This window comes from Streptomyces sp. bgisy159 (assembly GCF_057707805.1).
This window is the reverse complement of the sequence record NZ_JBYIQX010000063.1, coordinates 1-14,640: the sequence shown is the minus strand read 5'-3', so window position 1 is coordinate 14,640 and position 14,640 is coordinate 1. Positions and strand designations below refer to the sequence as shown.

Sequence of the window (14,640 nt, the reverse complement as noted above, 5' to 3'; positions counted from 1 at the left end):
TTTGTCCCTTGTCCACCGCGACCCCGATCACGGACTTCGGACGGTCTGGCCCTCACCGCGAAGGCCTTCGGTGCGGCCATCCGCTGATCACCGCCGCCCGCACCGACGCGAAACGGCCCCGGAGGGTTCCCCCTCCGGGGCCGTTCGCCGGTCCGGTGCGCCGGTCAGCGCATCCAGTCCGGTGAGTCGATGCCGGCGAACCTGTTCCAGGCCAGGCAGTGGGCCCGCGACTCGGGGCCCATGTACACCCAGACAGCCTGGAGGGCGAACCCTTCGTCCCAGGCGTTGAGCAGTGCCTCGAAGAAGCCCGTGGCCACGGCCGTGCGGTCGTACTCGCCGCCCGACCGCTGGACCTCCTCCAGGATCCGGAACATCTCCGCGGTCCGCTCGGGCGTCAGCTCGGCGGACCGTTCGGCGAAGGCCGTCGCCAGCGCCGCCAGGCGCAGGGAGAGCGGCGGCACGTCGTCCTCGTCGGCGGTGTCGTCCGCGCCGCCCCGCCAGCTCGTGATCTCGGCGCGGTCGCGGTCCGCCAGCACGTCGCTGACGGCGAGCAGATGACGGAACCAGTCGGGGGTCGGCATCACTTTCCGTTCAGTGCGTTGGTCATGTCGCGGATCAGCTGCTCCGCCACCGACCGGTCGCTCGCGCTGGCGGTCGGGTTGTTCGTGAGCCATTTTTGCAGGTAGGCGATGGAGTCGCGGGCCTTCTGCGAGTGACTGGCCCCGCCCACCCGGCCACCGGTGGACAGTTCGAAACGGACCGCCGCCGCCGTGCTGCCGTTGCCGATCTTGGCGTTCGCCCGGAACAGGTAGTCGACGTGCCGGGCCAGATCCGAGTTGCTGACCGACGGCTTGGCCATGTCCTTGAGCAGGATGTCCTTGTACTGCTCGAACAGCGCCCGGTTGTGCGCCAGGCCGTTCATCGGCGGCTTGACCTTGATGCCGAGCTTCTTGCCGAACCTCTTGAACAGCTTGGCGAGGCCGGAGCCGACGCCGCCCTCCAGGTAGTACGGCGCCACCATGCTGCCGTAGGCGGGCTCCAGCAGCTTCAGCAGTTCCGGGCCGCACTTGCCCTTGTTGCTGTGGCCGATGAAGGGCCGGGTGTCCTCGTAGTTGCAGTACGCGGCCAGCAGGATCGCGCCCGCGTCGTCGCGGTTCTTGAGCTGGTCCCAGAAGATGTTCCCGGCCCAGTCCCCGATCCAGTCGTCGAAGTCCGCGGCGAGCTGCTTGCAGGAGCCGATGCCCGGGGTGTCCGGGAGCGCGACGCCGTTGAGGTAGCAGGTGCCGTCGAAGTCCAGCAGGAAGACGCCGTTCTCGTACTCCTCCAGCGCGTCCACGGTTCCGGCGCCCTCGCCGCCCGGCGGGGCGTCGGCCTCACGGCGGGCCAGGTCGTCCTCCATCTGCTTCCGCGCGGAGATCGCCAGCGCCTCGGCGGCGGCCAGGGCGGCCTCGGCAGCGTCCTTGGCGGCCGCGATGGCGGCGGCGCGGGCCCGCTCGGCGGAGGCGTACGCCAGGGACGCGTAGGTGCGGGCCTGCGCGGCCGACGCGGCGGCCCGGTGGGCGGACTTCGTCGCGGACGTGGCGGCGGTGTTCGCCTGGTCGGCCGCGTTCCTGGCCAGACGAGCCGACTCGGCGGCCTTGGCGGCGGACGCGTCGGCCTCCCGCGCGGACTGAGCGGCGTCGTCCGCGTACCCCTGGGCCTTCTTGGCGGAGTCGGAGGCCTGCTGTGCGTAACCGGCGGCCTCCTCCGCCGCGTTGCGGGCCTTGGCCGAGGCCTCGGCCGCCAGGGCGGCGTTCTGCTGGGCGAGGGCGGCCGTGCGGGCGGCGCCCGCGATCAGCTTCTGGACGCCCGCCACATGGGCCGCGGCGTCGTTGTCGAGCTTGGCGGAGCGGTACTGCACCCCGGCGACGAAGTCGTGCAGCATCCAGGTCGGGCCGGCGAGCGCGACCTCGGCGGTGGCCTTGACCTGCGGGCCGCCGGTCTCCAGCAGATTCAGGGTGGCGAGGCGGTCGTCCTCCTCGCGGGCGGAGTACTGCCCGGTCGCCAGGAACTCGCGCAGCGCCTCGGTGGTCCCGGCGTTGATGGCCTCGTCGGCGGCCCGCTTGACGGCGGTGCCTCCGGCGTCGGCGATCTCCAGGACCTTCACCCGGTAGTCGTCGGCCTGGACGGTGTGCTGGCCGACGTCGAGGAACCGCACGACGTCGGCGTGCGTGCCGGCCAGCGCGGCCTCGGCGGGGTCCTTCATCCCGGTGATGCCGCTGTCGGCGAGCCCGGCGACGCGGGCCCGGTCGTCCTGCTCCTCGGCGACGGCACGGCCGGAGGCCAGCCAGGTGCGCACGTCGTCGTCGCTGCCGGACAGCGCGTCCTCGGCCGCGCGGACCGTCCAGGGCCCGCCGGAGGTCAGCAGCCGCAGCGCGGCCTTGCGGCCCTTGACCGCCGCCACGGCGGGGTCCACCCCGTCGGCGGTCGCCTCGGCCAGCAGGGTGCGGGTCTCCGCGTCCCGCTGCTGCGCCTCGACCTCCTCCCAGTGCAGCCGGGCCTGCTCCGCGTCCTCCTCGCGCTTGGTCTCCTCCGCGGAGAGGATGCCCTCCTCCTTCTCGTTCTGGAGCCGGGCGGTCTCGGTGGCGCGGGCGGCGTCGAAGATGGCGCGCGCCTTGTCCACGGCGGTCGAGGCCACGGTGGCGGCGGCCTGCGCGGCGGTGGCGTGCGCGGTCGACTTGTTGGCGTAGTCGATGGCCTCGCCCGCGTGCGCGGCGGCTTCCTCGGCCGCCGCCGCGGCGGCGTCGGCGTGCTCGGCCGCGTCGTTGGCCGCCGTGTGCGCCGCGCGGGCGGCAGTGGCGGCCTTCGCGGCGAGCCCCTCGGCGGTGGCGGCGGCCCGGTCGGCGGTGGCCGCGGCCGCACGGGCCTGGGCCGCCGCGGTCGCGGCGCGGCGCGACTCGGCGGCGGAGACGTTCGAGTACTGGCCGGCCTCGGCGGCGGCGGTCGCGGCGGCGGCGGCGTGCGCGCCCGCACTCGCGGCGGCCCGGGCCGAGGTCACGGCCTCCGCGACGGCCTCGGCGGCCTTCAGCGCGGCGGCGGCTCCGGTGCGGGCCCGGGAGGCCGCGTCCCGGGCGGCCTGCGCGGCGGCCTTCGCCGCGGCGGCCTGTCCGGCGTCCTTGGAGGCGGCGGTCGCCTGGTTGTAGGCACGGGCCGCCGCCGCGCCCGCCGCGGCGGCCGCGGAAGCCGCGGCGGAGGCCGCGTTGGCCGCCGTACGGGCCGCCGCGGTCGCCGTGTTGGCGGCCTGGATCGCGGTACGGGCCGCGCTCGCGGCGGCGGTGGCGGCGTCGGCCGCACGGCCCGCCGCCTGGGTGGCCTTCTCGGCGGAGTCCCGCGCGGCGGCGGTCTCCTGAGCGGCGCGCTGCGCGGCCTCCTTGGCGAGCTTGGCGGCCTGGACGGCGCGCTCCGACGCCTCCTTGGCGGCCTCGGTCTCCTTCTTCGCCCGGTCGCCGGCGCTCTTGGCGACCTGCGCGAGCTCGGCGACGGAGCTCATCTCCTCGTCGCGGGCGCGCGCGGTGTACTGGCCGGTCTCCAGGAAGTCGTGCACGTCGGCGGCGGTGCCGCCCAGCGCCTCCTGCGCGGCCTGCTGCACCCGTGCGCCGCCGACCTGCATGATGGCCAGCAGCTCGACCCGTTCGTCCTCGGCGGTCGCCCGCGGCAGGCCGGTGGCGAGGAACTTCTCCAGGGCTTCAGGGGTGCCGGCGTCCAGGGCGGCCTGCCCGGCGGTCCGCACCGCCCTGCCGCCGGTGCTCATCTCCCGCAGTACGGCCACGCGCAGGTCGTCCCCGTACGGGGCCTGCCAGCCGGTCGTGAGGAAGCCGTGCACGTCGGCGGCGGTGCCGGCCAGCGCCTGCTGCGCGGCCTGCCGGACGCCGGGTCCCTGGGAGTTCAGCAGCCGCAGGACCTGGAAGCGCTCGTCCTCCTCGGTCGCGATGCGCAGCCCGGTCTCCAGGAACGCGTGCACCTCCGCGTCCGAGCCGACGAGCGCCGCCTCGGCCGCCGTGCGGGTGGCCCGGCCGCCGGTGCGCCAGGCCGCGACGGCCTGCCCGCGCTCGCTGACGGTCACCGTCTCCTCCGCGCCGGTCTCGGCGTGCGCGGTGGCGGTGACGGCCGTCGAGCCGAGCATGGTCAGCGCCACGGTGAGCGCCGTGCTGCCGAGAAGCCCGAACGGCGTTCTCCGGCGTGACTTCCGTTGCGTTCTCTTCATTCCCCCTCCTCCGAATGGTCGGTTCGGGGGGCACTCCTTTCAGCCCCCCCCTGTGATCATCACACAGGCTTGGCCGAGTTCTGGCCGGTGAGGCGCCCGCCGACAGCAATCCACGTGCCGGACAAGTGAATTGAGACCCGGTCGAGATGCATTTCAGCACGGTAAAGACCTGAAAAAGCGGACGGAAAGCAAGGATGGGGGAGAAAGGTATGCGCGGGCTGTCGGCCCGGAGAGCCGGACGGCCGGCCCTCGGGACCTGTCCGTGGCCGGCCGGACGGCCGAAGCGGCCCGCCGACGCATCCGACGCGTCGTCACGAGGGAGGGAGGCTAGGCGGTCGCACAGGGTGGGTCGTAGGGCAGTTGGGGAACGTATCGGCTCCATTGCTGCCGGGTGAGGGCGCCCCGGCTCCCGGCGCAGATACGGCCGATGGCGGACTCGACGTTCAGGTCCCAGAGCGTGGCCACGCCGTCGTCGGTGGTGGCGGCCAGTGTGTGACCGTCCGGGCTGAACGCCAGCACGGCGACGATCCCGGTCTGCACGGTCAGCGGCCGGCCGATGGGTGTGGGGTGGTCGGGGTCGGTGACGTTCCACAGGCTGATGGTGCCGTCGTCGGTGTGGCCGGCCGCCGCGAGGGTGCGCCCGTCCGGGCTGAACGCCACCGACCACAGGCTGCCGCCGGGAACGGTCAGGGGACTGCCCCTGCGCGTGAGGTGGTGGGGGTCGGTGGCGTTCCACAGGGTGATGGTGCCGCGGCTGTTCCCGGTGGCGAGCGTGCGTCCGTCCGGGCTGAACGCCACCCAGGTGCTGGTGGCGGTCGGTATCGGTTCACCGATGCGGACCCCGGGGTCCGTCGTGCTCCACAGTCCGACGGTGCCGTTGCTGCCGTCGCCGCCCGCCGCCAGCATCGTGCTGTCGGGGCTGAACGCCAGGGAGAAGACGGACGACGTGTGGGAATTGGAGATGTCGGGCCGGGAGCCGGGCTGTGCCGGGTCGCTGACGTCCCACAGGGCGATGCGGCCGAACTCGTCGTCGCCGGCCGCGGCCAGGGTGCGCCCGTCGGGGCTGAACGCCAGGGAGAAAATGGGCCCGCCCGCTCCGGTGAGGGACTCACGGAGGCGAACGGGACGGCTGGGGTCGGCGGTGTTCCACAACGTGACGGTGCCGCCGCCGTCGCCCGCGGCCAGGGTGCGCCCGTCCGGACTGAACGCCACGGCGTCGACCGGCTTCTCGGGTCCGGTGAGCGGAGCGCCGCGGGGAGCGGGGTGGCCGGGGTCGGCGGTGTTCCACAGGGAGACGGTGGTGTTCTGGTTCCCGGCGGCCAGGGTGCGCCCGTCGGGGCTGAACGCCACGGATGCCACGTTGCCGCCGCCGCCGACGACGCGTGTCGGCGGCAGACTCCACAGGTCGACGTTGCCGTCGGTGTTCCCGGCGGCGAGGGTGCGGCTGTCCGGGCTGAACACCACGTCGGTCACCGCGTCGCCGGGACCGGTCAGCGGCCGGCCCAGGAGGCCGATGGTCCGGGCGTGGGTGACGTTCCACAGATGGATGGTGCGGTCGGCGCTGCCGGCGGCCAGGGTGTGACCGTCCGGGCTGAACGCCACCGACATGACGGGCTGGGTGGGACCCTTCAGGGGCTTGCCCAGAGGGGTGGGGCGGTCCGCGTCCGCGATCTTCCACAGGTGGACCGTGCTGTCTCCGGACCCGGCGGCCAGGGTGTGGCTGTCGGGGCTGAACGCCAGGCAGTGGACGCGGCTCCCGGTCTTCAGGGAGCGGCCGCGGCCGGGGTGGTCCGGGTCGGTGGTGTCCCACAGGCGGATGGTGCCGGCGTCGTCGTCACAGGCGGCGGCCAGGGTGTGCCCGACGGGGCTGAACGCGATGCGACGGGAGAAGACGTCGGGGCAGCCGAGGTTCAGCGGCGCTCCTACGGGGTGGACGTCGTCGGGGTCTGTGACGTTCCACAGGCTGACGATTCCGGCGCGCCATCCGGCGGCCAGGGTACGGCCGTCGGGACCGAACGCCAGCGATTCGACGGCGGTCGCGGCGTCCCAGCCCTGAACGGCGGGGCTCTTCGGCCGGCCGAGCAGGACCGGGTGGCTGGGGCTGGTCAGGCTCCACAGGTCGACGAAGCCGCCGGAGCCGCCGTCACCGTTGTTGCTGGTGTGGCCGCCGACGGCCAGCACCCGGCCGTCCGGGCTGAACGCGAGCGACCGGACCGAGTTGACGGAACGGTCCACCGGCACGGGCCGGCCCAGCGCCACCGGACGGCCGGGATCGGAGACGTCCCACAGCCGGACGAGGTTCCGGTCGACGCTCCCGGCCGCCAGCATGTGCCCGTCGGGGCTGTAGGCAACGGTGAACACCGCGCCCCGCGGGCCGGGAAGCCGGGTGGCCAGCGGGGTGTTCTCGGTCGAGATCAGCCGGGACGCCGCCTCCGGGGTCGGGTCCATGCGGTAAGCCGTCAGCGCGAGTTGAGCGGCCAGCGAGGGATCGGTCCGCGCCAGTTGCACGGAGGCGGAGGTGACGGCGGCGTTGATGGCCTGGTCGCGGGCCTGCAGGGCCTCGGCGGCGGCGGACCGGGCACGGGATTCCTGCCGGAAGGCGAACACCGCGGCCAGCGAGGCGACCACGGCCAGGGCGGTGATGGTGGCGACGGCGGCACGCCGGAGCCGTTGCCCGCGCCGCTGGTGTCGGCGTGCGGCCGCCAGGAACGCCCCGGCCGAGGCACTGAGTTCCGGCCCGTGCGTGTCGGCCCAGGCGAGGGCGGCCTCCAGGCGGTTGCCGCGGTACAGCGCGCCCGCCTCCCGGCCGGCCTCTTCCCAGAGCGCGGCCGCCTCCTCCAGGTCCTGTCGTACGAGGTTGCCGCTGCGGTCGTGCTCGATCCAGTCCCGGAGCCTGGGCCACGCGCGGATGAGCACCTCGTGTGTCATCACCACCGTGTCCTGGTCCCGGGTCAGCAGCCGGCCACGGGTGAAGTCGTCCAGGACCCTGACGGCCGCTTCCCGGTCCGGCGCGTGACGCAGCAGTTCGTCGTACCGGACACGCCGACGGCTGTCGTCGGCGTCGCGTCCCACGATGACGAGCCGCAGGAACACCCACCGCGCGGCCTCGTGACAGGGCGGCGGCAGGGTGTCGTAGAGCCTGTTCGCCGTGGTGGCGATGGCGCCCTGGATACCGCCGGTGACGCGGTATCCGTCCACGGTGAGCGTGTGGCCGTGGCGCTGCTGCCAGGTGGCCCGCAGTGCGTGCGCGAGCAGCGGCAGCCGGCCCGCGGCGCCCGTACCGACCGGTCCCCCGACCGCGCCCAGATCCGCCAGCAGCAGCTCGACCAGGCCGTCTTCGACGTCGAGTCCCACGCTGCCGGCCGGCCGGCGGATGGCGTCCTTGAGTTCGTCCTCCGTCATCGGCTCCAGCAGGACCGGTCCGGCCCGCAGCGCCGCCCGCAGCTGCGGATGGGCCGTGCACGCGGCGTAGAAGTCCGCGCGCACTCCCAGCACCACGACCGCGCCGCCCGTGGGCCGGGCCAGACGGTCGAGCACGTCGATGAGCCACTGCCGTTCGGTCTCGTCGCCGCAGGCCGTGAAGACCTCCTCGAACTGGTCGACCACGACGACCAGGCCCGCGGAGGGGGACTCCCCGTTGGGCAACGGATCGCCGGCTCCGGTGATCTCGCGCAGCTCGGCGAGGCAGTGTGCGGGATCGGCCCGCCACGCCGGTGCCGTGCGCCGGGCGGTCTCGGCGTCGAGCCCGGCGGCGGCCGCCAGTGCCAGGACCGGGGACGCCGTCGGGGTCAGCAGCAGCCGCGGCCAGGTACTCGAACCGGCCACCGGGAGCCGGCCGTCGTCCAGGGCCGGCAGGACCCCGGCCGCGAGCAGGGACGACTTCCCTGCTCCCGAGGGGCCGATCAGCACCAGCGGGCCGCCCTCGCGCATCCGGGCGTCCATGCGCTCGCACACGAGGTGAACCATGCGTTCACGGCCGTGGAACCACTGCTTGTGCCGCGTGCCGAACGGGGCCAAGCCCGGGTACGGGCAGAGCACTGTGTCGGCGCCGGGGCCGGGCAGCGTTCGGCGCCCCTGGTCGCCGAGGCGAACGTGCAGGTCACGGCCGGCCTGGAAGACGCTGCCGCCGCCGGTCGCGCTCGCCTCCTGCCGCTTCGGCTGCCAGAGGGGCGGGCCGTCGGGGGGCGGGGCACCGGTGCCGCGTTCCGTCACGCCTGTCCGCCTCTGGTGACGGTCATGTCCCGGCCGGCCAGGAACGCGTCGCCGCCGCGGACGTGCGCCTCCAGCGTCGTCGAGCCCGTGATCTGCTGTTCCGTGGTTCCGGCAGGGCGCGGTTCCTCGCCGAACAGCGCGCGCAGCTCCTCGACGGCGTCCGGCCGGGTGGCCATCAGCCGGACGATGCGGGCCTGCCACTCGGCGACCAGCAGCCCTTGGAGCTCCTGGCCGTCGCCCGTCTGCTGTGCCTGGAGCAACTCGCCGCGCGCATCGGCGAGTTCCTCCTCCACGCGTTCCGGGTGCGCGGACCGCCACAGCGACAGGACCGAGGACTTGACCGCGGCCCAGCCGTCCGTCGCCAGCAGGTCGATCAGGCGTGCCGCGGCCGCCGATGCCAGGCCGGCGAGTTCCACACTCGTCTCCATGTCTTCTCCTTGTCCCTTACCGCCCGTGAGCCGCGATCGCGGTCAGTGTCAGGTGGGAGGCGATGAACACACGGTCGCCGCCCACCGTCCAAAGGAACCCCACGTCCGGCTGCCCGGGGTCGCCGTACCTCCACCGGGCCCTGCCGGTTGTCGCGTCGATGGCCCACAGCGTCTTGGCGGCGTCGGTGACGAAGACGGTGTCGGCCGAACACTGCGCGCTCTTGCCGGAGATCCTGAGGGAGGCGTTGAACATGTTGGAACCGCCCATGTCGCCGGCCCCGTCGAGCCGCGCCACCCACTGGGGAGTGCCGTCGGCCGCGGCCAGTGCGGCCAGGTCGCTGCCGACCGGTACGTATACGGCAGTGCCGTCCAGGCTGGAGAACGGGGCGCCGATCTGGACCTGGTCCCCGCTCTTCGCCTCGAAGCGCTGATGCCACTTCTCGCTGCCCGTGGCGGCGTCGACGGCGAACAGCGTGTCGCCGTTGCCGCCGGCGAACAGGAACAGCCCGGCGGCGTAGCACGTCAGCGGCCAGCCCGGGTTGAAGTAGAACGCGGCGTGCGGGACGGAGACGTTCCAGCCGCGGGCGCCTTTCCTGCCGGCATCGATCATCTGGACCCGGCCGGGTTTCCTGTCCGGAACGGAGGAGGTGGCCAGCAGATGAGAACCGGCGGGCGGCACGAGCACGTTGTTGATGTCCGTGCCCTTGACCCGCCACAGTCCCTTGCCGGTCGCCGCGTCGAACGCACGGATGTAGCCGGTGCTCGCCGACTTGGTCGAGAACTCCCCGTCCAACTCGCGCACCTGCCCGCACACGTACACCGTGGCGCCCGAGACCGCCACGTAGTTGCTCAGGTACATCGCCGTACGCGTGCCGCCGGCATCGACGTCGGCCATCTTCGTCGCCCACTTGGCCTTCCCGCTGGTGGCGTCGAACGCCGCAAGCAGGCCTGACCGACTCGGTGTGTCGCAGAGGAGGTAGAACACTCCGTCCGCGTACGCCGTCGGGTACTTGAGGCTGGTCGTTCCGAAGTCGTTGGTCGTGTTCAGCTGGGGGAACACGGACTTCCCGGTGGAGGCGTCCAGGAAGGACGTGGCGGTGTCCGTGACCACCATGACCACCCTGTCGGACGCCTCCAGGCAGGTGGGCGGATGTTTCCCGGTGCCCGACCATGCCTTGGTGGCGTCGGGCCCGGCCAGGACGACCGGTTCCGGACCGTCCGCGGCAGACGGCGGCGCGGACGAGGCGGACCTGGACCGCGTGCCTGACGGAGAGGCCGGCCGCGCGGTGGCCTCGGAACCGCCGGCCCGGTCGGGTGCCGGTGTCGAGTCACCGGACAAGGCGAGTGCCGCCGCCGCTCCACCGAGTACGGCAGTGCACCCGGCCAGACCGATGATCAGCTTCCGGCGGCTGAGTCCCGTGCCGGCGGTGGGCGCCGGCGAGGGAGGAAACGGGCCCCGGCCGACGCTCCCGGCGGCCGCCGACCCCACCGCCGCAGTCGCGGCGGCCAGGTCGGCGGTCACCGCCGGCGGCAGCCAACTGCCGTCCGGGGCCGGCAGGTCCTGGCGCCTCAGGTAGTCGACGAGCTGCTCCGCGGTGGGACGGTCCGGTGGTTCCGGGTACAGGCAGCCGCGGATCACCTCGCGCAGCGACACGGGGAGAGCGTCGGTGTCCGGCTCGTCTCCGGAAGCTGCGAACAGCACGGTCGACCCGAGGTCGAACATGTCGTCCGCCGGTGTGGGGGCCGGACTGACGGCAACCCCCACGATTCCCAGGACGGTGATGCGGGGGCCGTCCATGGTCAGCAGCACCGAGTCCGGGCTCACCTCGCCGTGGACCGTCCCGGCCCCGTGGAGTGCGGCCAGAGCCCGGGCGAGGCCGTCGGCGAGCACCCGCAGAGCCGGTTCGGACAGCGGGCCGTGCCGGTCGACCGCCTGCCGCAGCGGCAGTCCGGCGGTGAACTCGGTCGCCAGCCACGGAACCGGCCCGTCGGCGTCGGCATCCACCACCGGTACGAGGAAGGCGTCGGACAGCGTCCGTGCCGCCTCGACGGCGTCGCGGAACCGGTCCCGGAACTCCGGGGCCGCCGCGAGTTCGGGTCTTACGACCGTGACCGAGACGAGCGGTCCGTCGTCCGCGCGCGCCGCGGAGACCTCGCCCCCGCCGACCGTGCGCTGCCGTCCGAGCAGCGTGTACGGCCCGATCCGACGAGTACCGTCTGTTCCGGGATGATCCATCGTCCGCCCCTCACACCAGCCTGATCGTCTGGTCACGGGCCGCCTGATAGGCGCTGCCACCGCCGGACACATGGGCCGTCATGGTCGTCGACGGCTCCGAACCGGTGGCCGGCGCCGAGCCGTGCCCGGGTGCGTCAGCGGGGTCGCCGTGGGCGCCGACGTCGGACAGCAGAGCGGTCACCGCGTCGCCCAACTGCGCCAGCCCTTCCGCCAGATGGGTCTCCGGAACGCGGAGGAACTGCAGGCGTGCCAGTTTCGCGATCTCCGCCGGCAGCGCCGAGGCGTCGGGGAGCATCGTCGCGTCACCCAGAAGTACCGGGACGACGCGGTTTCCCGCCCGCAGGGCTGTCGCGATCTCGACGCGGACCCAGTCGTGAGCGCGGTCCAGGAGCCGCACACCGTCCTCGCCCCGCGCGTCGAGCCATCCGGGGCCGATCAGTACGCACATGAGTTCGCACTCGGCGGCCTGCCGCCGCAGGATCTCGGCGAAATCGGCCCCCGGCGGAATCGACCGGCCCGACTTGAAGATTTGGTCGGCGCCTAAGCGGTCGGCCAGCGCGCGGTGGACGCGGTCTCGCATCCACCGGGAGTCCGGTTTGCGGAAACTGAGGAAGATACGCGGCACAATTGCCCCCTCTCGTGCAGGTCTTGACGGTAGGGATCGTGCTCACACTAGGGGCGCTTCACAACGCCCGGTGGCTATTCGCCGAGGATTGAAAAGCGTCCGCAGCGCTCCGTACGCTGGCCGGTATGGACCCGGCGGACAGAGCGGCCCACGCGGCCTCGGCAGGGGAAACGACCGGCTCGCGCCTGCCGCCGGGCGACTTCGGCGTCGTCCTGGCCGCACTTCGGGCACGTCGGGGCTGGAGTGTGCGCGAGTTCGCCCGGCGCGCGAACGTGTCGGAAGGGCAGATCTGCAATCTGGAGAACGGGCTGCGCAACCCGACGCCCGCTGTGGCGGCGGCATGCGACGCGGCCCTGGGCACGGGCGGGGAACTCGCCGAGCTGGCCGGAGCCGGCCGCCGCGCCGCCCGGCCCGAGTGCGTCGTCGACGCCGGCCCGGTGGTCGCCGGATACGAGCGGGTTCTGCGGGAGCTGAAGGACATCGGCAGATCCACCGGACCGAGGTTCGTCACGGCCTCCATGAAGTCGATCACGCGGGTTCTGACGGACACGGGTCCGCGGGCCGTCGGCGAGCAGCGGGCCCAGATCTGGCTGCTGGCCTCCCGGTTCGCCGAATACACCGGGTGGATGGCGCAAGAGGCGGGGAATCCCGCCGAGGCGTTGCGCTGGACGAGTCTCGCCGTCCGCTGGGGCACCCAGGGCGGGGACGCGACGGTGGCCGCCTACGCCCTGGTCCGCAGGGCGTTCATCGCCCAGCATCGCGGTGACACCTTCGCGGCGATCGAATTCGCCGACCAGGCGTCCCGGCACCCTGCGGCCACCCCGGCGATCCGCGCGCACGCCGCGCGACGCGCGGCCCAGGGGCATGCGCGCCGTGGTGACGCCGGGGCCTGCCGGGAGGCACTGGAGCGGTTCAGGAGCCACGCCGCCGAGGCCGTCGGAGATCCGGCGCCTGACTGGGGTCCGCGCATCGAGAACGGCAACCCCCGGCTCCTCGAGGCCTCCTGCATGCTCAGCCTCCGTCGCTACGAGTCGGCCGCCGACCTGTTCGCCGCCGAGCGCCGGCGCCGGCCGGCCGTCCCGGGGGACAGCAACTCCCAGGCCCGCTTCGCGGTGCGGGAGGCGATTGCCCTGGCCGGTGCCGGGCGCCTCGACGACGCCTGCCAGATCGTCGGGGCCACGCTGCCCGTGATCAAGCGCATCGACTCGGCCACCGTCCGCGCGGACCTGGGCCGTTTCGTCGAACAGGCCCGGACCCGGAGGGCCCGCCCGGGCCAACTCGCCCTCATCGACGCGTCGGCAGCGCTCGCAATCGGCTGACAGGGCGGATTTCGGACAACGGGCCGGGAAGGTCGAATTCGTTGACTTTCGAAAGGGGGGCCTCGGGGGAGCGCCGATGAACCGGCATCTACCTCCCGAATCGCATGGTTCCGGCGGTGGTATTTCGATGGTGTTTCGAGCCTTCACCGGTCTCGTTCGAGGGCCCCCACCCGAACGGCGCTTCGGAACCGCCCGCAACGTGACCGTAAGGCGTCACCTCCGGTGATTGACACCTCATCAGCCCCAACCTACTCTCCGTTCAAGTTCGCGAACGTTGAACGAAATGCCGAACAATTGTCAGATCGGCCGGCGGGACGGTCCGAGAGACGGTTGCTCGCTCTTTGCTTCGGTGTCAGTCACGAGCCGTCCCCAGCACCGCCGAAGATCCGGGCCATGGCCGCCCGTCGCCCGTCGCTCGAGAGTGCGGCGTCGCTCGTCGTCGCGCCCGCATGACCCTCGCCACCTGCCACCTGCCACCTGCCACAAGTCACCTGCCACCTGCCACAAGTCACCTGCTACCTGTACGTGCCACTTCCGCTCTCTGACAGCACGTAGCCCCCGGAGCGGACGCTCAGCCATCCCCCATCCCCCCATCCACCCGCACCCTCCGACAGGGAGAACAACATGGCCATCGACAGGCGCGTCTTCCTGGGATTCGGCGTGGCCGGAGCCGTCGCCGCGGTCCACGCGTACGGCGCCCCCGCGGCGACCGCATCCCCGTCATCCCCGTCGTCCCCGTCGTCCCTGGCAGCCGCGCCGACCCGGCGCTTCGCCATCGGGGTGAGGGAGTACGCGTGGAGCCGCGGCAACCGCCGGTTGACCACCCGGATCTTCTACCCAGCCTCCGGCGCCCCCGGCGGCAGTCCTGTCGTCAACGCCCCCATCGCCGACGGCGTCTTCCCCGTCTGCGAGTTCAGCCACGGCCTCGGCGGCAACCCCGAGAGCTACGCACCGCTGATCCGCCCCCTGGCCGAGGCCGGATTCGTCGTCCCCGCCCCCGTCTTCCCCACTACCTCCAGCGGCACTTCGGGCAATATCCAGGACGTCTACAACGGCAACCAGTCCATGGACGTCTCCCAGGTCATCACCAACACCCTCGCCCTCGCCACCACGGCCGGCGACCCCTTCGCCGGGCACCTCGACACCACCGTCGGAGTCGGTGTCGCGGGCCACTCGCTGGGCGGCATGACCACCCACGGGCTGCTGACCGCGTGGCCGGACAGCCGGATAGCCGCCGCCGTCCCCTTCGCCTGCGTCGACATGGGCAACCCCAGCAGCGCGGTCAAGGCCAAGGTGCTGTTCGTCCACGGCGACCAGGACCCGATCTGCCAGTACTCCTCCGCGCGCCAGGCCTACGGCGAGCTGCCCGCACCCAAGGCATTCCTCACCCACCGTGGCACCGGGCACGACCAGTACATCTGGAGCGGCTACAACTACACGCAGACGGTGGCCACTTACGTGGACTGGATGCGCTGGAGTCTGTACGCCGACACCGTCGCCCGCGACCGCCTCGCCGCCGACGCGACCTCCAACACCTCCACCACGGCCTGGGAATCCGACCTCACTTCCGCTCCCAC

General features: G+C 73.1%; 8 protein-coding genes. 2 read left to right on the top strand and 6 right to left on the bottom strand.

Annotation, left to right across the window (positions count from 1 at the left end; genetic code table 11):
- Positions 1 to 164 precede the first annotated feature (164 nt).
- The 6 genes from AC3ET3_RS33670 to AC3ET3_RS33645 form a co-directional block, all read right to left on the bottom strand.
- Positions 165 to 581: a DUF7674 family protein gene (locus AC3ET3_RS33670; RefSeq protein ID WP_432156716.1), complete on the bottom strand. Its 417-nt coding sequence runs from the start codon at positions 579 to 581 to the stop codon at positions 165 to 167.
- On the bottom strand, positions 581 to 4,243 hold the full coding sequence (locus tag AC3ET3_RS33665; protein WP_435613516.1) for an ALF repeat-containing protein: 3,663 nt from the start codon (positions 4,241 to 4,243) through the stop codon (positions 581 to 583). Before AC3ET3_RS33665 ends, AC3ET3_RS33670 begins: the two co-directional genes overlap by 1 nt.
- A 327-nt stretch (positions 4,244 to 4,570) precedes the next feature.
- Positions 4,571 to 8,455, bottom strand: a complete 3,885-nt coding sequence (locus tag AC3ET3_RS33660; protein ID WP_435613515.1) for an nSTAND1 domain-containing NTPase — start codon at positions 8,453 to 8,455, stop codon at positions 4,571 to 4,573.
- Complete coding sequence (locus AC3ET3_RS33655) at positions 8,452 to 8,883, bottom strand: hypothetical protein (protein WP_432139857.1); 432 nt, start codon at positions 8,881 to 8,883, stop codon at positions 8,452 to 8,454. The genes AC3ET3_RS33660 and AC3ET3_RS33655 overlap by 4 nt, the downstream gene beginning before the upstream one ends.
- Positions 8,884 to 8,899: 16 nt before the next feature.
- The gene (locus tag AC3ET3_RS33650) at positions 8,900 to 11,119 is read right to left on the bottom strand and encodes an outer membrane protein assembly factor BamB family protein (RefSeq protein WP_435613514.1); all 2,220 of its coding nucleotides are present in this window, start codon (positions 11,117 to 11,119) and stop codon (positions 8,900 to 8,902) included.
- A gap of 10 nt (positions 11,120 to 11,129) precedes the next feature.
- Complete coding sequence (locus AC3ET3_RS33645; protein WP_432139855.1) at positions 11,130 to 11,744, bottom strand: toll/interleukin-1 receptor domain-containing protein; 615 nt, start codon at positions 11,742 to 11,744, stop codon at positions 11,130 to 11,132.
- Between the two features lie 125 nt (positions 11,745 to 11,869).
- Here AC3ET3_RS33645 and AC3ET3_RS33640 point away from each other — a divergent pair, with 125 nt between their 5' ends.
- Together AC3ET3_RS33640 and AC3ET3_RS33635 are read left to right on the top strand one after the other, a co-directional pair.
- Complete coding sequence (locus AC3ET3_RS33640) at positions 11,870 to 13,063, top strand: helix-turn-helix domain-containing protein (protein ID WP_432139854.1); 1,194 nt, start codon at positions 11,870 to 11,872, stop codon at positions 13,061 to 13,063.
- 624 nt (positions 13,064 to 13,687) lie between these two features.
- Positions 13,688 to 14,640, top strand: a 953-nt coding sequence (locus tag AC3ET3_RS33635) for an alpha/beta hydrolase family protein (RefSeq protein WP_432139853.1), incomplete at its 3' end; no start/stop codon positions are given.